The 19,048-nt window shown below is 59.7% G+C and carries 20 protein-coding genes; 9 read left to right on the top strand and 11 right to left on the bottom strand.

What is annotated here, in order from left to right:
• Positions 1 to 135: 135 nt before the first annotated feature.
• A complete protein-coding gene (thiI, locus tag AC3ITA_RS01590; RefSeq protein ID WP_489279228.1) occupies positions 136 to 1,590 on the bottom strand; it encodes a tRNA uracil 4-sulfurtransferase ThiI in 1,455 nt (484 codons plus the stop codon).
• A 328-nt stretch (positions 1,591 to 1,918) separates the two neighbouring features.
• Here thiI and glnA point away from each other — a divergent pair, with 328 nt between their 5' ends.
• The 4 genes from glnA (at position 1,919) to ntrC (ending at position 6,776) form a co-directional block, all read left to right on the top strand.
• Complete coding sequence (glnA, locus tag AC3ITA_RS01585; RefSeq protein WP_008002929.1) at positions 1,919 to 3,325, top strand: type I glutamate--ammonia ligase; 1,407 nt, start codon at positions 1,919 to 1,921, stop codon at positions 3,323 to 3,325.
• Between the two features lie 143 nt (positions 3,326 to 3,468).
• Complete coding sequence (locus tag AC3ITA_RS01580) at positions 3,469 to 3,984, top strand: DUF4124 domain-containing protein (RefSeq protein WP_095942311.1); 516 nt, start codon at positions 3,469 to 3,471, stop codon at positions 3,982 to 3,984.
• A 273-nt stretch (positions 3,985 to 4,257) separates the two neighbouring features.
• Positions 4,258 to 5,343 carry a nitrogen regulation protein NR(II) gene (gene glnL / locus AC3ITA_RS01575; RefSeq protein ID WP_056725787.1) on the top strand — a complete coding sequence of 362 codons (1,086 nt, stop codon included), beginning with the start codon at positions 4,258 to 4,260 and terminating at the stop codon, positions 5,341 to 5,343.
• Entirely contained in the window at positions 5,340 to 6,776 is a 1,437-nt protein-coding gene (ntrC, locus tag AC3ITA_RS01570; RefSeq protein ID WP_489279227.1) for a nitrogen regulation protein NR(I), read from the top strand. The genes glnL and ntrC overlap by 4 nt, the downstream gene beginning before the upstream one ends.
• A 526-nt stretch (positions 6,777 to 7,302) precedes the next feature.
• Here the strand turns inward: ntrC and AC3ITA_RS01565 are convergent.
• Positions 7,303 to 7,743: a hypothetical protein gene (locus AC3ITA_RS01565; protein ID WP_150672315.1), complete on the bottom strand. Its 441-nt coding sequence runs from the start codon at positions 7,741 to 7,743 to the stop codon at positions 7,303 to 7,305.
• On the opposite strand from AC3ITA_RS01565, the gene trmL reads away from it, so the two are divergent.
• Positions 7,742 to 8,197, top strand: a complete 456-nt coding sequence (gene trmL, locus AC3ITA_RS01560) for a tRNA (uridine(34)/cytosine(34)/5-carboxymethylaminomethyluridine(34)-2'-O)-methyltransferase TrmL (protein WP_095942309.1) — start codon at positions 7,742 to 7,744, stop codon at positions 8,195 to 8,197. The genes AC3ITA_RS01565 and trmL overlap by 2 nt on opposite strands.
• Positions 8,198 to 8,328: 131 nt before the next feature.
• On the opposite strand, the gene secB is transcribed toward trmL, so the two are convergent.
• The 3 genes from secB to AC3ITA_RS01545 are packed head-to-tail and all read right to left on the bottom strand — an operon-like array spanning position 8,329 to position 9,540.
• On the bottom strand, positions 8,329 to 8,814 hold the full coding sequence (gene secB / locus AC3ITA_RS01555) for a protein-export chaperone SecB (RefSeq protein ID WP_008047739.1): 486 nt from the start codon (positions 8,812 to 8,814) through the stop codon (positions 8,329 to 8,331).
• A 56-nt stretch (positions 8,815 to 8,870) separates the two neighbouring features.
• Positions 8,871 to 9,125 carry a glutaredoxin 3 gene (gene grxC, locus AC3ITA_RS01550; protein WP_008047737.1) on the bottom strand — a complete coding sequence of 85 codons (255 nt, stop codon included), beginning with the start codon at positions 9,123 to 9,125 and terminating at the stop codon, positions 8,871 to 8,873.
• Between the two features lies 1 nt (position 9,126).
• A complete protein-coding gene (locus AC3ITA_RS01545; RefSeq protein WP_095942308.1) occupies positions 9,127 to 9,540 on the bottom strand; it encodes a rhodanese-like domain-containing protein in 414 nt (137 codons plus the stop codon).
• 152 nt (positions 9,541 to 9,692) lie between these two features.
• Between AC3ITA_RS01545 and gpmI the strand changes: the two genes are divergently transcribed.
• The 4 genes from gpmI (at position 9,693) to AC3ITA_RS01525 (ending at position 14,877) form a co-directional block, all read left to right on the top strand.
• Positions 9,693 to 11,222 (top strand): 2,3-bisphosphoglycerate-independent phosphoglycerate mutase, encoded by a 1,530-nt coding sequence (gene gpmI, locus AC3ITA_RS01540; RefSeq protein WP_489279225.1) that lies wholly within the window; start codon positions 9,693 to 9,695, stop codon positions 11,220 to 11,222.
• 230 nt (positions 11,223 to 11,452) lie between these two features.
• Entirely contained in the window at positions 11,453 to 12,748 is a 1,296-nt protein-coding gene (locus AC3ITA_RS01535) for a murein hydrolase activator EnvC family protein (RefSeq protein ID WP_095942306.1), read from the top strand.
• Between the two features lie 31 nt (positions 12,749 to 12,779).
• On the top strand, positions 12,780 to 14,099 hold the full coding sequence (locus tag AC3ITA_RS01530; RefSeq protein ID WP_095942305.1) for a S41 family peptidase: 1,320 nt from the start codon (positions 12,780 to 12,782) through the stop codon (positions 14,097 to 14,099).
• Between the two features lies 1 nt (position 14,100).
• On the top strand, positions 14,101 to 14,877 hold the full coding sequence (locus AC3ITA_RS01525) for a divergent polysaccharide deacetylase family protein (RefSeq protein ID WP_489279224.1): 777 nt from the start codon (positions 14,101 to 14,103) through the stop codon (positions 14,875 to 14,877).
• Between the two features lie 127 nt (positions 14,878 to 15,004).
• Here the strand turns inward: AC3ITA_RS01525 and AC3ITA_RS01520 are convergent, their stop codons facing one another.
• The 6 genes from AC3ITA_RS01520 to hisB all read right to left on the bottom strand — a co-directional run bounded on the left by AC3ITA_RS01520 (position 15,005) and on the right by hisB (position 18,884).
• Entirely contained in the window at positions 15,005 to 15,760 is a 756-nt protein-coding gene (locus AC3ITA_RS01520; protein ID WP_095942303.1) for a substrate-binding periplasmic protein, read from the bottom strand.
• A gap of 71 nt (positions 15,761 to 15,831) precedes the next feature.
• A complete protein-coding gene (gene hisF, locus AC3ITA_RS01515; RefSeq protein WP_095058287.1) occupies positions 15,832 to 16,602 on the bottom strand; it encodes an imidazole glycerol phosphate synthase subunit HisF in 771 nt (256 codons plus the stop codon).
• Between the two features lie 9 nt (positions 16,603 to 16,611).
• The gene (hisA, locus tag AC3ITA_RS01510) at positions 16,612 to 17,349 is read right to left on the bottom strand and encodes a 1-(5-phosphoribosyl)-5-[(5-phosphoribosylamino)methylideneamino]imidazole-4-carboxamide isomerase (protein ID WP_095942302.1); all 738 of its coding nucleotides are present in this window, start codon (positions 17,347 to 17,349) and stop codon (positions 16,612 to 16,614) included.
• Positions 17,350 to 17,391: 42 nt separating this feature from the next.
• Positions 17,392 to 17,652, bottom strand: a complete 261-nt coding sequence (locus AC3ITA_RS01505) for a DUF2164 domain-containing protein (protein WP_095942301.1) — start codon at positions 17,650 to 17,652, stop codon at positions 17,392 to 17,394.
• Complete coding sequence (gene hisH, locus AC3ITA_RS01500; RefSeq protein ID WP_008047713.1) at positions 17,653 to 18,291, bottom strand: imidazole glycerol phosphate synthase subunit HisH; 639 nt, start codon at positions 18,289 to 18,291, stop codon at positions 17,653 to 17,655.
• A complete protein-coding gene (gene hisB, locus AC3ITA_RS01495; protein ID WP_003218037.1) occupies positions 18,291 to 18,884 on the bottom strand; it encodes an imidazoleglycerol-phosphate dehydratase HisB in 594 nt (197 codons plus the stop codon). The genes hisH and hisB overlap by 1 nt, the downstream gene beginning before the upstream one ends.
• Positions 18,885 to 19,048: the final 164 nt, after the last annotated feature.

Below are 19,048 nucleotides of genomic sequence, written 5' to 3'. Positions count from 1 at the left end.
GTATCTCGATCAGAGGATTCGGTGTGCTGACAAGTCTTGGCAGCGATTAACAGTAGCGTCCGTGAAAGCCGTTACAGCTTGACGGTGGCATCGGGGGGCCGGTGACGCAGGCCACAGGCAAACAGCCCCGGGCACTTAGCTCGGTCGATAAACGCGCACATTGGCATGCCCCTCACTGAGCAAATGGTGGGCATGCAGGCGACTCATCACGCCTTTGTCGCAATACAGCAGGTACTGGCGAGTAGGGTCCAGTTCCTTGAAACGAGCGTTCACTGCATAAAACGGCATCGTTTGTACCTCGATGCCAGCGAGTTCCAGCGGGTCGTCTTCAGCGGCATCCGGGTGGCGGATGTCGATGACGATCTGACCGGCCAGCGCTTCGCTGACTTCTTCAATCTGCAAATCCTGGCCCAGTTCATCGATCACGCGATCGATCGGCACCAGTTTGGCGTTTTCGAGCGCACGCTCGAGTACCGCCATATCGAATTCTTTCTCTTCATGCTCGACGCGATGGCGCTTGGCCGCGGTCTTCGGATTGACCGAGATGACGCCGCAGTATTCCGGCATGTGCCGGGCAAAATCGGCGGTGCCGATTTCGTTGGCCGTGTCGATGATGTCCTGCTTGTGCGCGACGATCAGTGGGCGCAGGACAAGCTTGTCGGTCACACAGTCGATCACTGACAGGTTCGGCAGCGTCTGGCTCGACACCTGGGAGATCGCCTCACCGGTGACCAGTGCGTCGATGTGCAGTCGATCGGCAATTTGGGACGAAGCGCGCAACATCATACGCTTCAATACTACGCCCATATGACTGTTATCGACTTTGCCGAGAATTTCGCCCAGCACTTCTTCGAATGGCACACTGACAAATAGCACGCGTTGGGAGCTGCCGTACTTCTTCCAGATGAAATGCGCGACTTCCATGACACCCAGCTCGTGGGCACGTCCGCCCAGATTGAAGAAGCAGAAATGCACCATCAGCCCGCGGCGCATGATCTGGTAGGCCGCCACGGTGGAGTCGAAGCCACCGGACATCAGCACCAGAGTCTGCTCCAGGGCACCCAGCGGATATCCGCCGATGCCGTTGTGCTGGCTGTGGATCACGAACAACCGTTGGTCGCGAACTTCGATCCGGACTTCGACTTCAGGCTTTTTCAGGTCGATCCCGGCGGCGCCGCACTCACGTCGCAGCTTGCTGCCGACATATTTTTCGATATCGATCGAGCTGAACGGGTGCTTGCCGGCGCGTTTGCAACGCACCGAAAAGATCTTGCCGGCCAGCGCATCGCCGTAGTGCTGCCTGCACTTTTCGGTGATGTCGTCGAAGTCGCCCAGCGGGTACTCGTCGATCTGCAGAAAGTGCGCGATGCCCGGCATGCAGGTCAGACGCTCACCCATCTCTTTCAAGGCTTTCGGGTCGGTAACGCGGGTTTCCAGCTCGAGATTGTCCCACACGCCGTTCACCACCACGGCCGGGTCCAGATCGCGGAGCACGGCGCGGATGTTTTTGGCCAACTGGCGGATAAATTTCGTCCGGACAGGTCGACTCTTGATGGTGATCTCGGGGAAGACTTTTACGATTAATTTCATGGAAACAGCGCGCGCATGGCCTGCCGAAAAAGGGGGGCGCGGATTATAGCGGAAATTGCTCAAGGTTTAACCAGTTAATGTGCAGAAGGTTTTGCGCGCACCAAAACAGGTCATTTATTGAATCTGACGCCACATTACAGGGCGAGATTTTCTGCTTTAAAGCGCAATATGCCTTCGCAAGCGTGTTTTTGGGGCAAAAAACCCATGCTGGGGCACTGGCATGCAATTTGCTCCCTTGTGAGGCAGGTTGCCTTGGCAGAGTATTCGCGCCGGCATCACCCACATTTAAGGGCATCCATTACTAGCCCGAAGCCACCCGGAGGACACTATGTCGAAGTCGGTTCAACTCATCAAAGATCATGACGTCAAGTGGATTGATCTGCGCTTCACGGACACCAAAGGCACTCAGCACCACGTGACCATGCCGGCTCGCGATGCGCTGGATGACGACTTCTTCGAAGTCGGCAAAATGTTCGACGGTTCCTCCATCGCTGGCTGGAAAGGCATCGAAGCCTCCGACATGATCCTGATGCCGGACGACTCCACCGCCGTCCTGGATCCGTTCACCGAAGAGCCGACCCTGATCCTGGTCTGCGACATCATCGAACCTTCGAGCATGCAAGGCTACGACCGCGACCCACGTGCGATCGCCAAGCGCGCCGAAGAGCACCTGAAAGCCACCGCTATCGGCGACACCGTATACGCCGGTCCAGAGCCAGAGTTCTTCATCTTCGACCAGGTGAAGTTCAAGTCCGACATTTCCGGTTCCATGTTCAAGATCTACTCTGAACAAGGTTCGTGGATGTCCGACCAGGACATCGAAGGCGGCAACAAAGGCCACCGTCCAGGCGTCAAAGGCGGCTACTTCCCGGTTCCGCCGTTCGACCACGACCACGAAATCCGTACCTCCATGTGCAACGCACTGGAAGAAATGGGCCTGACCGTCGAAGTTCACCACCACGAAGTGGCAACTGCCGGCCAGAACGAAATCGGCGTCAAGTTCAACACCCTGGTGAAAAAAGCCGACGAAACCCAAACCCTGAAGTACGTCGTGCACAACGTAGCCGATGCCTACGGTCGCACCGCGACCTTCATGCCTAAGCCTCTGTACGGCGACAACGGCTCGGGTATGCACGTACACATGTCCATCTGGAAAGATGGCAAGAACACCTTCGCTGGCGAAGGCTATGCCGGCCTGTCCGACACCGCCCTGTACTTCATCGGCGGCATCATCAAGCACGGTAAGGCCCTGAACGGCTTCACCAACCCGGCGACCAACTCCTACAAGCGTCTGGTTCCAGGCTTCGAAGCCCCAGTGATGCTGGCCTACTCGGCTCGCAACCGCTCCGCTTCGATCCGTATTCCTTACGTGTCGAGCCCGAAAGCCCGCCGTATTGAAGCACGTTTCCCGGATCCGGCTGCCAACCCGTACCTGTGCTTCGCCGCACTGCTGATGGCCGGCCTGGACGGCATCCAGAACAAGATCCACCCTGGCGATGCCGCTGACAAAAACCTGTACGACCTGCCGCCTGAAGAGGCCAAAGAGATCCCACAAGTTTGCGGCAGCCTGAAAGAAGCCCTGGAAGAGCTGGACAAAGGTCGTGCGTTCCTGACCAAAGGCGGCGTTTTCAGCGACGACTTCATCGACGCTTACATCGCCCTTAAAAGCGAAGAAGAAATCAAGGTACGTACCTTCGTACACCCACTGGAATACGAGCTGTACTACAGCTGCTGATCCGGTAGCGTCGCGACACGCGGCGTGACAAAAAGAGGCCTCCTTCGGGAGGCCTTTTTTATTGTCAGGATGTTCAGCGACTTGGGATAACCACCAACCCTGACCTATGCTGCAACCCTACGCTTTCGTTTCCGGTTGTTTTTATGGGTCGTGGTTTTCTTTTCATCCTGCTGCTGATCGCTCTGCCCGCCCTGGCGCAGATCTACAAGTACACGGACGCCAACGGCGCCACCGCGTACAGCAATCAACCGCCTGACGGTGTCAGCGCCCAACCGGTCCACTTGCCGCCCCTCAACAGCATCGAGCGCCAGCCTCCGGGCGAACCCGCGCCTGCTGCGCGGGCCGCCCATAGTGAACAACCCCTCAAGACCTATGAAGTGCTGGAGCTGACCGGCCTGCCTGCCAACGAAGCCCTGCGCGCCAACAACGGCACGTTCACCGTAACCGTACTGATCAAGCCGCGCCTGCAAGCCCCTCACCTGCTGCGCCTGCTGCTGGACGGTCAGCCGTACGGCGAGCCAGGCAACGTGCCGACCCTGCAACTGGTGAACATCGATCGCGGCGAACACAGCCTCGCCGTGCAAGTAGTCGATGGCGAAAACGTTGTCCAGCAGAGCCCCACCACGACCCTCACCGTGCAACGAGTGCACACGCGCTGAAGACCTGACTGCCGAGTGCCTGCCGGCATGCCCAAGACTTTTTAACCTTGTTCAGGTTTGCGCACTATATTGGTGCGATTGCTTGCACCGTACTCACATTCCAACCCATTTTGGTTCGAAAGTACCCGCGAAAGCTGGCAGAACGCCACGCAAACGAGCGTCAAACGCCTGTTTCAGGCCTCGAGCGCTTCTTTTCGGAGCCTTGGTTTGGTTTTTGCATTTTGCCCGTACCAGCGCTTTTTTTGCGCATGCTCTGCCCTAAAAGAGGTCCCGATGACCATTAGCGACGCGCTCCACCGTTTGCTACTCGACAACCTCACCACTGCCACGATCCTGCTCGACGCCGAACTGCGCCTCGAGTACATGAACCCGGCGGCGGAGATGCTGCTGGCAATCAGCGGTCAGCGCAGCCATGGGCAGTTCATCAGTGAGTTGTTCACCGAATCGACCGAGGCACTGAACTCGTTGCGCCAGGCCGTCGAACAGGCGCATCCGTTCACCAAGCGCGAAGCCATGCTCACCGCCCTCACCGGCCAGACCCTGACCGTCGACTACGCGGTAACGCCGATTCTGAGCAATGGCGATACGATGCTGCTGCTCGAAGTCCACCCCCGTGACCGCCTGCTGCGGATCACCAAGGAAGAAGCACAGCTGTCGAAACAGGAAACCAGCAAGATGCTGGTGCGCGGCCTTGCCCATGAAATCAAGAACCCCTTGGGCGGGATTCGCGGCGCGGCACAATTGCTGGCCCGGGAACTGCCGGAAGAAAGCCTGCGCGACTACACCAACGTCATCATCGAAGAAGCCGACCGCCTGCGTAATCTGGTGGACCGCATGCTCGGCTCCAACAAGCTGCCGTCGCTGGCCATGTGCAACATCCACGAAGTGCTGGAGCGTGTCTGCCATCTGGTGGAGGCCGAAAGCCAGGGCTGCATCACCTTGGTGCGCGACTACGATCCAAGCATCCCCGACGTCCTGATCGATCGCGAACAAATGATTCAGGCCGTGCTGAACATCGTGCGCAACGCCATGCAGGCCATCAGCAGCCAGAATGAACTGCGCCTGGGCCGCATCAGCCTGCGCACCCGCGCCATGCGCCAGTTCACCATCGGTCATGTGCGTCATCGCCTGGTGACCAAGATCGAGATCATCGATAACGGTCCGGGCATCCCGGCAGAGCTTCAGGAAACCATTTTCTTCCCCATGGTCAGCGGTCGTCCGGACGGTACCGGGCTGGGCCTGGCCATTACCCAGAACATCATCAGCCAGCACCAGGGCCTGATCGAATGTGACAGCCACCCCGGCCACACCACCTTCTCGATCTTTCTGCCACTGGAACAAGGAGCCACATCGACATGAGCCGTAGTGAAACCGTGTGGATCGTCGATGACGACCGTTCTATCCGTTGGGTCCTGGAAAAAGCCTTGCAACAGGAAGGCATGACCACGCAAAGCTTCGACAGCGCCGATGGCGTGATGAGCCGTCTGGCGCGCCAGCAGCCGGACGTGATCATCTCCGACATCCGCATGCCGGGTGCCAGCGACCTGGAGCTTCTGGCGCGGATTCGCGAACAGCACCCACGGCTGCCAGTGATCATCATGACCGCGCACTCCGATCTGGACAGCGCTGTCGCGTCCTATCAGGGCGGCGCCTTCGAATACTTGCCCAAGCCGTTCGATGTCGACGAGGCGGTTTCCCTGGTCAAGCGCGCCAACCAGCACGCCCAGGAACAACAGGGCCTGGAAGTTGCCCCGACCCTGACCCGCACCCCGGAAATCATCGGCGAAGCGCCGGCGATGCAGGAAGTGTTTCGCGCCATCGGGCGCTTGAGCCATTCCAACATCACCGTGCTGATCAACGGTGAATCGGGTACCGGTAAAGAACTGGTGGCCCACGCGCTGCATCGTCACAGCCCGCGTGCCGCTTCGCCGTTCATTGCGCTGAACATGGCGGCGATCCCCAAAGACCTGATGGAATCCGAACTGTTCGGCCACGAGAAAGGCGCGTTCACGGGCGCCGCCAACCTGCGTCGCGGGCGTTTCGAGCAAGCTGATGGCGGTACGCTGTTCCTCGACGAAATCGGTGACATGCCCGCCGACACCCAGACTCGCCTGCTACGGGTACTGGCCGATGGCGAGTTCTACCGCGTCGGCGGTCATGTGCCGGTGAAGGTCGATGTGCGCATCATCGCCGCGACTCACCAGAATCTGGAAACCCTGGTGCACGCCGGGAAATTCCGAGAGGACTTGTTCCATCGCCTCAACGTGATCCGCATCCATATCCCGCGTCTGTCGGATCGCCGCGAAGACATCCCGACCCTGGCCAAGCACTTCCTCGGCCGCGCCGCCCAGGAGCTGGCAGTCGAGCCGAAGCTGCTGAAAAGCGAAACCGAGGAATACCTGAAGAACTTGCCGTGGCCGGGCAACGTGCGTCAGTTGGAGAACACCTGCCGCTGGATCACGGTGATGGCTTCGGGTCGCGAAGTGCACATCGGCGACCTGCCGCCGGAGTTGTTGAGCCTGCCGCAGGACTCGGCACCGGTCACCAACTGGGAACAGGCCCTGCGCCAGTGGGCTGACCAGGCCCTGGCCCGTGGTCAATCGAGCCTGCTCGACAGCGCCGTGCCGGCCTTCGAGCGAATCATGATCGAGACTGCCCTCAAGCACACCGCCGGTCGCCGCCGCGATGCCGCCGTCTTGCTGGGCTGGGGGCGTAATACCCTGACCCGCAAGATCAAGGAATTGGGCATGAAGGTTGATGGCGGGGATGATGATGAGGGGGATGAGGGTTAATCGGTCTTCCGATCTTCGCTGACAGTTACATCCAATCGCGAGCAGGCTCACTCCTACAGGGGAACGCATTCCAACTGTAGGAGTAAGCCTGCTCGCGATGCTTTTAGGGCCAGCATGCACCGCATCAATGCACGATGACCCGTGATCGGGCACATCCTGCCTTTCAAAATCCCGCCTGAAAACGTCAAAAATCCAAGTCTTTAAAAACACGAAAGCCCCGGTTTACGGGGCTTTCGCGTTTCTGATCCGCTTTTTTGTTTCAACAGATGAAAACCTGGCACGCCCCCTGCAGTACCTCTTACAGGTGATTCGATTCACCAACCCTTTCGGGGACCTTGGTACAGGCAGGCCGGGGATTCCCCTCTTTACATCGGGCTCACACCGCAACCGCGACGAGCCCAGCCGTTTTGGGGCCCTTGATACAGGCAGGTCAGGGGTTCCTTCTTTACACCAGGCTCAAACCGCATTCGCGACGAGCCTCCCGTTTTGGGGACCTTGGTACAGGCAGGCCGGGGATTCCCCTCTTTTATTGCTCCCGGAGATGGATCTCCAGCCGCCAGCGGTCTTCGACCTCGCTACCGGACCATTCACCCTGCAGGGGTCTGGCCGCCACCAGCGTCAGCAACACCCCCCCATCGCTCAAACGTACCCGCCAGTTCACGTCCTTGCCGCCGAACTTGAGTTGGCCTTTCTGCGCCTTGCCCTCGGCGTCAAACAGCAGCGCGACACTGCCATCAACCATCTCGCCGTGGGTCTTGGGCTCATTGTTGAACCACACCACCAGCCCGTCATTCGTCACTTCCACTTGCTGCAACTGACTGGGGTCCGGCGTGGTCAGGCGACCGATCATCATCCCGACCATGACCCCGACAATCGCCAGCGAGCCCATTACCCGCAGGAATAGTTTCGAACGCACGCCTTCTGGCGGCGTAGAATGCGCGTCATCTTTGCCTTCGGAGCCGTGCATGTTTCACGTCATCCTTTTCCAACCAGAAATTCCGCCGAATACCGGCAACGTTATCAGGCTGTGCGCCAACAGTGGCTGCCACCTGCATTTGATCGAACCGCTGGGCTTCGAGATGGACGACAAGCGCCTGCGCCGGGCCGGCCTCGATTACCATGAGTATGCCACCCTGCAACGCCACGCGGACCTCGCCAGCTGCCTGGAGAGCCTCGGCCATCCACGACTGTTCGCCTTCACCACCAAGGGCTCGCGGCCGTTCCACGATGCCAGCTTCGTCCCGGGCGACGCATTCCTGTTCGGCCCGGAAAGCCGTGGTTTGCCCGCCGACGTACTGGACGCCCTGCCCAGCGAACAACGCCTGCGTCTGCCGATGCGCGAGGGCTGCCGCAGCCTGAACCTGTCCAATACCGTGGCGGTGGCCGTTTACGAAGCCTGGCGTCAGAACGACTTCAAGTAACACCGCAAAGCAAATGTGGGAGCGAGCCTGCTCGCGAAAGCGGTGTGCCAGGCGACATTGATGTCATCTGATACGCCCTCTTCGCGAGCAGGCTCGCTCCCACATTGAATTACTGTGGCGATTGAAACCGTTTACTGAACGGTCGGAGTCTCGCCAGCAGCCTGCATGCGTTGCAGCTCTTGAGCGTACAGTGCATCGAAGTTCACCGGAGCCAGCATCAGTGCCGGGAACGAACCGCGGGTCACCAGGCTGTCCAGGGTTTCGCGAGCGTACGGGAACAGGATGTTCGGGCAGAACGCACCCAGGGTGTGGCTCATCGAAGCGTCATCCAGGTTCTTGATCAGGAAGATCCCGGCCTGTTGCACTTCAGCGATGAACGCCACTTCGTCACCGTTTTTCACGGTAACCGACAGGGTCAGCACGACTTCGTGGAAGTCGGCTTCCAGCGTCTTCTGACGGGTGTTCAGATCCAGACCGACGCTCGGCTCCCACTGCTGGCGGAAGATCGCCGGGCTTTTTGGAGCTTCGAAGGACAGGTCACGCACATAAATGCGCTGCAAGGAGAATTGCGGTGCAGTTTCTTCTTCGTTCGCAGCAGTGTTCTGTTGGTCAGTCATCGCAGATCCTTCTTGATCCAGGGTTCTTTTAGGTTTGCTTGTTTGGGGTATTGCCGTCAGGCCCTGAGCAACGCGTCGAGCTTGCCGGCGCGCTCCAGGGCGAACAGATCATCACAACCGCCCACGTGGGTGCTGCCGATCCAGATTTGCGGCACGGACGTACGCCCGGCTTTCTGGGCCATCGCAGCGCGCACCTGCGGCTTGCCATCGACCTTGATCTCTTCGAAGGCCACGCCTTTGTTCTCGAGCAGGTACTTGGCTCGCGAGCAGTAAGGGCAGTAATCGCTGGAATAGACGACGACGCTACTCATATCACTTCACCAGCGGCAGATTGTCGGCTTTCCAGCTGGAGATACCGCCGGACAGCTTGGCGGCGGTGAAGCCGGACTTCATCAATTCGCGGGCGTGGGTGCCGGCGGTCTGGCCCATGGCGTCGACCAGGATGATGGTCTTGGCCTTGTGCTTTTCCAGCTCGCCAACGCGGGCGGTCAGTTTGTCCTGGGGAATGTTCAACGCGCCGACAATGTGACCGGCGGCGAAATCCTTGGCTGGACGAATGTCGATCACCACGCCTGCGTCCTTGTTGACCAGCCCGGTCAGTTCGCCGGTGCTCAGGCTACGGCCGCCGCCCTGCATTTGATAGGCAATCAGCAACGCCAGCAGTACGACGAAGATACCGACGAGAATGTAGTGGTTAGTGGCAAATTGAATCAGGTTAGCAACCATCGAAGGAGGTTCCAGGGCGTTAAAATGTCGGCCAGTATACACAGCCACTATGGTGGGCCAAACCCCGTCCGGCGGTGACGCGGCCGGAACTTCGCTTTAAACTGCGACTCCCTTTTCCATCGCCCCTTTTTACTTAAGCCAGAGCGGATTCCATGACTACCACGCCTAAACCTTTGGTCCTGATGATTCTCGACGGCTTCGGTCACAGCGACAATCCCGAATCCAACGCCATTTTCGCGGCGAACAAGCCTGTACTGGATCGTCTGTGGGCCACCGTGCCGAACGGCCTGATCTCGGGCAGCGGCATGGACGTCGGCCTGCCGGATGGCCAGATGGGCAACTCCGAAGTCGGCCACATGAACCTGGGCGCCGGCCGCGTGGTGTATCAGGACTTCACTCGCGTGACCAAATCGATCCGCGACGGCGAGTTCTTCGAGAACCCGACCATCTGCGCCGCCGTGGACAAGGCCGTCGCCGCCGGCAAAGCCGTGCACTTCATGGGCCTGCTGTCCGATGGCGGCGTGCATAGCCACCAGGATCACCTGGTCGCCATGGCCGAACTGGCCTTCAAGCGCGGCGCACAAAACATCTACCTGCACGCCTTCCTCGACGGTCGCGACACTCCGCCGAAAAGCGCGCAGTCGTCGATCGAACTGCTCGACGCGACCTTCCAGGCCCTGGGCAAAGGCCGGATCGCCAGCATCATTGGCCGCTACTACGCCATGGACCGCGACAACCGCTGGGACCGCGTGTCCCAGGCCTACAACCTGATTGTCGATGGCCAGGGCGAATTCAACGCCGCCACCGCTCAGGAAGGCCTGCAAGCGGCCTACGAACGTGGCGAGAGCGACGAATTCGTCAAAGCCACCTCCATCGGCGAGCCGGTAAAAGTCGAAGACGGCGATGCCGTGGTGTTCATGAACTTCCGCGCCGACCGTGCCCGCGAGCTGACCCGCGTGTTCGTCGAAGACAATTTCAGTGAGTTCGAGCGTGCCCGCCAGCCGAAACTGGCCGGTTTCGTCATGCTGACCCAATACGCCGCCAGCATCCCTGCGCCGTCGGCTTTCGCGGCCGGCAGCCTGGAAAACGTGCTGGGCGACTATCTGGCGAAAAACGGCAAGACTCAGCTGCGCATCGCCGAAACCGAAAAATATGCCCACGTGACCTTCTTCTTCTCCGGCGGCCGCGAAGAACCGTTCCCGGGCGAAGAGCGCATCCTGATTCCGTCGCCGAAAGTCGCCACCTATGACTTGCAGCCGGAAATGAGCGCACCTGAAGTCACCGACCGCATCGTCGACGCCATCGAAAACCAGCGTTACGACGTGATCGTGGTCAACTACGCCAACGGCGACATGGTCGGTCACAGCGGCGTGTTCGAAGCAGCGGTCAAGGCCGTCGAATGCCTGGACCTGTGCGTGGGCCGCATCGTCGATGCCCTGGAAAAGGTCGGCGGCGAAGCCTTGATCACCGCCGACCATGGCAACGTCGAGCAAATGTCCGATGAAACCACCGGCCAGGCACACACCGCCCACACCACCGAGCCGGTACCGTTCATCTATGTCGGCAAGCGCGACCTGAAGGTTCGCGAGGGCGGAGTGCTGGCAGACGTGGCGCCAACCATGCTCAAGTTGCTGGGCCTTGAGCAACCGGCGGAAATGACCGGGACTTCGATTCTGGTCTGATTGGTTCTCCAAAACGCCACAAAACCCTGTAGGAGCGAGCCTGCTCGCGATAGCAATCTGACAGTCAATATCGATATTGAATGTTAGGACGCCATCGCGAGCAGGCTCGCTCCTACAGTGGGTTTGCGGTGTTTTTCGATCCAGTTATCACACAGTCAGAAATGGGCATTTTTTTTGCCGCCCATGGCGGGCATACTAGGCCGTCCCTTTCCCTGGTGCCGCCCGCCCCTATGCTCCGCATCCTGACTGCCCTAGCCCTGACATGCCTGCTCCAACCGGCTTTCGCTGACGAGCGCGCAGATACCCAACAACAGTTGGACGCCACGCGTCAGGACATTGCCGAGCTGAAGAAGCTGCTGGGCAAGTTGCAGGAAGAAAAGTCCGGTGTACAGAAAGAGCTCAAGGGCACCGAAACCGAAATGGGCAAGCTCGAAAAGCAGGTCGACGCCCTGCAAAAAGAGCTGAAGAAAAGCGAAGCCGAGCTGCAGCGACTCGATGCGGAGAAAAAAAAACTCCAGAGCGCGCGCATTGAACAGCAACGACTGATCGCCATTCAGGCCCGGGCGGCCTACCAGAACGGTCGCCAGGAATACCTCAAGCTGCTGCTCAACCAGCAGAATCCGGAAAGATTCGCCCGTACCCTCACCTATTACGACTACCTGAGCCAGGCTCGCCTGGAACAGTTGAAGAATTTCAACGAAACCCTGCGCCAACTGTCCAATGTCGAGAAAGACATCGCCATGCAGCAGGCGCAATTGCTGGTGCAGCAAAGCAGCCTCGACACCCAGCGTGACGAGCTCGAGAAAGTCCGCAAGGAGCGCCAGCAAGTCCTGGCCAAGCTCAATGACGACGTAAAGGCTCGCGATCAGAAACTGGCGGCGCGCGAGCAGGATCAGGCAGACCTGTCTAAAGTCCTTAAAACCATTGAAGAAACCCTGGCACGCCAGGCTCGTGAGGCAGAAGAAGCGCGGCAAAAAGCGCTGATTGCCCAGCAGGAAGCCGAAAAAAAGCGTTTACGTGAGGCCCAGGCGCAGGCAGATGCCAGCGATGACGCCCCACGCAAGCCAGTCAGATCGTCACCCGGCGCACTGGTTTCCAGTTCCGGCGAGACCTTTGGCGGTCCGTTTGCGTCAACCCGCGGCAAACTTCCCTGGCCTGTCGATGGTCGACTGCTGGCGCGCTACGGTGAAAGCCGTGGCGACGATGCCCGGACCAAGTGGGATGGCGTGATGATCAGCGCGTCTGCCGGCAGCACCGTGCATGCGGTGCATGGTGGTCGCGTAGTGTTTGCCGACTGGCTGCGAGGCGCCGGGTTGCTGGTGATCCTCGACCACGGCAACGGTTTCTTGAGTCTTTATGGTCACAACCAGACGCTGCTCAAGTCTGCGGGTGATGTGGTTAAAGCCGGTGAGTCCATCTCCACTGTCGGCAGCAGTGGCGGGCAAGACACGCCAGCGCTGTATTTTGCTATTCGTCAGCAGGGTCACCCGAGTGATCCGGCGCAATGGTGCCGCGCGCAAGGATAAGTGCGTTACCTAATTCAGGAGTTTGTTAGACATGCTGCATTTGTCCCGCCTTACCTCGCTGGCCCTGACAATCGCCCTGGTGATCGGCGCGCCTCTGGCGTTTGCCGCTCAACCAGCGCCGGCGGTTGCGCCTGCGGGCACTGCCGCGACCACCAAGGCGCCATTGCCGCTGGATGAGTTGCGCACCTTTGCCGAGGTGATGGACCGGATCAAGGCCGCTTATGTCGAACCGGTGGACGACAAGACCCTGCTGGAAAACGCCATCAAGGGCATGCTCAGCAACCTCGATCCGCATTCGGCCTACCTGGGCCCTGAAGATTTCGCCGAGTTGCAGGAAAGCACCAGCGGTGAATTCGGCGGCCTGGGCATTGAAGTCGGTGCCGAAGACGGCTTCATCAAGGTGGTGTCGCCCATTGACGACACTCCGGCCTCCAAGGCCGGCATTCAGGCCGGCGACTTCATCGTCAAGATCAACGGCCAGCCGACCCGCGGCCAGAGCATGACCGAAGCCGTGGACAAGATGCGCGGCAAGATCGGCCAGAAAATCACCCTGACCCTGGTCCGCGACGGTGGCACGCCGTTCGACGTGACCCTGACCCGCGCCGTCATTCAAGTGAAGAGCGTGAAGAGCCAGTTGCTGGAATCGGGCTACGGCTACATCCGCATCACCCAGTTCCAGGTCAAGACCGGCGAAGAAGTCTCCAAGGCCCTGGCCAAAATGCGCAAGGAAAACGGCAAGAAGCTCAAGGGCATCATTCTCGACTTGCGCAACAACCCGGGCGGCGTATTGCAGGCGGCGGTGGAAGTGGTCGACCACTTCATCACCAAGGGCCTGATCGTTTACACCAAGGGCCGCATCGCCAACTCCGAGCTGCGTTTCTCTGCCACCGGCAAGGACGAAAGCGAAGCCGTGCCGATGGTCGTATTGATCAACGGTGGCAGTGCCTCGGCTTCGGAAATCGTCGCCGGCGCCCTGCAGGACCAGAAACGCGCAGTCGTCATGGGCACCACCAGCTTCGGCAAAGGTTCGGTACAAACCGTGCTGCCGCTGAACAACGAGCGCGCATTGAAGATCACCACGGCGCTGTATTACACGCCGAACGGTCGCTCCATCCAGGCCCAGGGCATCGTGCCGGACATCGAAGTACGCAAGGCCAAGATCACCAGCGAGCAAGACAGCGATTACTTCAAGGAAGCTGACTTGCAGGGTCACCTGGGCAATGGCAATGGCGGCGCCGACAAACCGACCGGTTCCAGCGGCAAAGCCAAGCCGATGCCGCAGGACGATGATTACCAATTGGCCCAGGCCCTGAGCCTGCTCAAAGGGCTGAGCATCACGTCCGGCCGTTGAGATGCTTCTACGGTTACTGATCGGTCTATTGTTTTGTCTGGCGGGTGTTGCTCACGCAGAACCCGTCGGATCGACGCCCCACAAAGCCTACCTGAGCCTGATCATCGATGACCTGGGGCAGAACCTGCCCCGGGATCGCCGCGTGCTCGCCCTGCCTGGCCCTGTGGCCACAGCGATCATGCCCGACACGCCCCACGCCACCGAATTCGCCCGCGAAGCCCATCGCGCCGGTAAGATCGTCATCCTGCACATGCCCATGGACCCGGCCACCGGACCGTTTGCCTGGCACCCCGAGCTGCCCATCGAAGAGCTGGAAAAACGCCTGGATGCCGCGTTCAAAAGGGTCCCGTACACCAGCGGCATCAACAACCACATGGGCAGCCGCATGACCGCACAGCCAGCCGCCATGGCGTGGTTGATGGCGGATTTGCAGCGCCGGCATAAACTCTTCGTCGACAGCCGCACCAGCGCCCAGACCGTGGCCGCTGCCCAAGCGCAGAAGATCGGTTTGGCGAGCGTTTCGCGGGATGTGTTTCTCGACGATGAGCGTACTGAAGCGGCGATCCTGACCCAGTTGCAGACCGCGATCAGCCTCGCGCACAGACAGGGCTCGGCGGTGATGATCGGGCACCCGTATCCGCAGACACTTGCGGTGCTGGAGCGCGAACTGCCCAAGCTGAAAGCCCAGGGAATCGAGTGGATCGATATCAAGCAAATGATCAGTGTGCGCGGTAACCGGGCGACGGCTGCGCATGGGAAGGATGGGGTGTACCGCTAATCCGCGGGCACCACCAAACAACTGTGTGCGAGCCTGCTCGCGATGGGGTCATGACAGTCACTGCAAATGTCGACTGTAAAACCGCTTTCGCGAGCAGGCTCGCTCCCACATTGATATGTGCAGGGCTCTACAGATACTGCGCCATGATCTCGTCCACCCGGCCTTCCTTGCGCATCTGGTCCAGCGCCGCCTGGAGCTTGGCCACCGTCTCGTCCGGCACATCCTTGTTCAGCGCCAGGTACAGTTCAGCACTGTTGAAACGCAATACGGTTTTCAACCCGCTGACCCCGTCCTGGCGCGCCAGATAGCGCCCGGCCGGGTCACCGGTGGCCCACAGGTCGATCTGGCCGTTGACCAGTTTTTTCGCGTTGTCTTGATCACGCAGCACAACAATAGGATTGAGCCCCTGCTTGGCCAGCGTCTCGGCAATCGCATCGCCCTTGTAGGCGCCGATCTTGTATTTGCGCGCGTCATTGAGAGTTTCGAGAGTGATCTTGCTATCGGCCCTGGCCAACATGATCCAGTCGTCCGGGCCAATCGGGCCGACCCATTTGAAGAGTTTTTCACGATCGGGCAGACGCGCCATCACAAAGGCACCGTAACCGGGGTTTTCCAGAGCAAGTTTGTACACCCGCTCCCAAGGGAAACGCAGCGTCAGGCTGTAGGTAATGTCGGCGCGCTTGAACATCTCGCGGACGATGTCCACGGCAATGCCATTGATGTTCTCGTCCTGAGCGAAGTTCTTGCCGTTCTTCGCCATGTTGTACGGCGGGAAGTTCTCCGTCAGCAACACCAGGTCGGTATCGGGGCTGTCTTTAGCGTTTGCTCCGTTGATCAACAACAGAGATGCGCTGGCGAGGACGAGAAGAAAGCGTTTAAGCATGTCTGGCTACCGAAATCCATGGCGTACCCAAGAGTGCCTTGGGTACGCCATGGTGTCCACTGGCCTGTTGTTTAACGCATCACGATTGCGCGATGGGCCATATAGGCCTTGGCTTCCTGCACCGTGTATTCGCCGAAGTGGAAAATACTCGCCGCCAGTACCGCGCTGGCGTGGCCTTCGATAATGCCGTCGGCCAGGTGTTGCAGGTTGCCGACACCGCCGGAGGCGATCACCGGAATGCCCAGCGCATCACTGATCGCGCGGGTGACACCCAGGTCGAAACCGTTTTTCATGCCGTCCTGGTCCATGCTGGTCAGCAGGATTTCGCCGGCACCCAGGCCTTCCATTTTCTTCGCCCACTCAACGGCGTCGAGGCCGGTTGGCTTGCGACCGCCATGGGTGAAAATTTCCCAGCGCGGGGTTTCGCCCGGCCCGGAAACCTTCTTCGCGTCGATGGCCACCACGATGCATTGCGAACCGAAATGCTGCGCGGCTTCACCGACAAACTCCGGGTTGAACACTGCTGCGGTGTTGATCGAAACCTTGTCCGCACCGGCATTGAGCAGGTTGCGGATGTCCTGCACGGTACGCACGCCACCGCCCACGGTCAGCGGGATGAACACCTGGCTGGCCATGCGCTCGACGGTGTGCAACGTGGTGTCGCGGCCGTCGACGCTGGCGGTGATGTCGAGAAAGGTAATCTCGTCGGCACCCTGCTCGTCGTAGCGACGGGCGATTTCCACCGGGTCACCGGCGTCGCGGATGTTTTCGAATTTCACACCCTTGACCACCCGGCCGTTGTCCACGTCCAGGCAAGGGATGATGCGTTTGGCCAGCGCCATGATCAGTCCTCAGCCTTTGTACGAATCGCAGAAAGCTTGCGCTTGAGCGACGTCGAGGGTGCCTTCGTAGATCGCTCGGCCCGTGATCGCACCGATGATGCCTGGCGCCTTGGCGTCGAGCAGGGTCTTGATGTCACCCAGGTTGTGGATACCGCCGGAAGCGATCACCGGGATCTTCGTGGCAGCAGCCAGTGCGGCGGTGAACGGTACGTTGCAGCCCTGCATCATGCCGTCTTTGGCGATGTCGGTATAAACGATCGAAGACACGCCGTCGGCTTCAAACTGCTTGGCCAGGTCGATCACCTGGATGGTGCTGATTTCAGCCCAGCCGTCAGTGGCGACAAAACCGTCCTTGGCATCCAGACCCACGATGATTTTGCCCGGGAACGCGCGGCAGGCCTCGGCGACGAAGGCCGGATCTTTCACAGCCTTGGTGCCGATGATCACGTAGCTCACGCCCGCTTTCACGTAGTGCTCGATGGTTTCCAGGGAGCGGATACCGCCGCCGATCTGGATCGGCAGGTTCGGATAACGCTTGGCGATGGCGGTGACCACCTCGCCGTTGACTGGCTGGCCTTCGAAGGCGCCGTTCAGGTCGACCAGATGCAGACGGCGGCAACCGCCCTCCACCCACTTGGCAGCCATGCTCACCGGGTCATCGGAGAACACCGTGGAATCTTCCATACGGCCCTGGCGCAGACGAACACAGGCACCGTCTTTAAGATCGATAGCGGGAATAATCAGCATCTGGCAAACCTTCAAATTTGAATGATCAGCTTGGCTCGGAAATCAGTTTTTCTCGAGCGCCCACAGGTCGCTTTCGATGCTTTCGAACCTCTCTTTGAGATGCGCCTGCACATCGAAAATCGCCCTGTTGTAATAGTGCGGAGCAATTTCACGGGTAAACAGCTCAAGAATCTCCGCCGCCTCGAACGAGCCGAGGTCGAGCTCGAAGCGGTCTTCCATGAAACGCTTGATCTTGCGATTGGCCTCGCTCTCCTGCTCGGGAGTGAGGGTCAGAATCGGCGGCTTGGATTTCTTGGTTGCCATTTACCAGCGACCGTCCCACGCAGCGAAGTTCTGCAGCAATTGCAGGCCATGGGTATGGCTTTTCTCCGGGTGGAACTGCACGGCGAAACGCGAGCCTTCGGCCAGCGCAGCGGCGAAATCGACACCGTAGTGACCGCCACCCACCACTTGCCGCGCGTTGGCGGCAGCGATGTAGTAGCTGTGCACGAAGTAGAACCGCGCCATGTCCGGAATGTCGTGCCACAGCGGGTGACTGACCTTCTGCTTCACTTCGTTCCAGCCCATGTGCGGGACTTTCAGGTGTTCGCCGTCTTCGACCAGATCCTTGCCGAAGAACTTCACCGCGCCCGGGAACAGGCCGATGCAGTCGACACCGTCGTTCTCTTCGCTGGTATCGAGCAAGGCTTGCATGCCCACGCAGATGCCAAGGAACGGACGGTCCTGGCTGACTTCACGCACCAGCGAATCGAAACCGAGGCGACGGATCTCCGCCATGCAATCGCGAATCGCGCCGACACCTGGGAAAACCACCCGGTCGGCTTCGCGAATCACGTTGGCATCGCTGGTGATCAGCACCTTGCCTGCACCCACGTGTTCGAGGGCTTTGGCCACCGAGTGCAGGTTGCCCATGCCGTAATCGATAACCGCGACTGTCTGCATTACAGGACGCCTTTGGTCGATGGCATTTGCCCGGCCATGCGGTCATCGAGCTCCACGGCCATGCGCAGGGCGCGGCCGAAAGCCTTGAACACGGTTTCGATCTGGTGGTGGGTGTTGGTGCCACGCAGATTGTCGATGTGCAGGCTTACCAATGCATGGTTGACGAAGCCCTGGAAGAATTCCTGGAACAGGTCAACGTCGAAGCCGCCGACGGTGGCGCGGGTGTACGGCACGTGCATCTGCAGGCCTGGACGGCCGGAGAAGTCGATCACCACGCGCGACAGCGCTTCATCGAGCGGCACGTAGGCGTGGCCGTAGCGACGGATGCCTTTCTTGTCGCCGATGGCTTTGGCAAACGCCTGGCCGAGGGTGATACCGACGTCTTCCACCGTGTGGTGGTCATCGATATGCAGGTCGCCCTTGCTGACAATATCCAGGTCGATCAACCCGTGACGGGCGATCTGGTCCAGCATGTGCTCAAGAAAAGGAACACCGATATCGAATCGGGCCTTTCCGGTGCCATCGAGGTTGATCGAGGCTTTGATCTGGGTTTCCAGAGTGTCGCGCTCGACAGACGCCTTACGTTCGGCCATCACCAGCTCCGCAAAATCATTGGGCGAAAAAGGCAGCCATTATAGGCGTGCGGGCGCCAAACAGAAACACGCGAGGTGATATCCCTGACGGAGTGAATTCGGGGGCGTCGGCGATAGACATGTCCATACAAGCCATTTCAGACACCCCAAAACAACTGTAGGAG

The organism is Pseudomonas sp. GL_090 (genome assembly GCF_057837765.1).
This window is presented reverse-complemented; position numbering and strand designations above follow the sequence as displayed.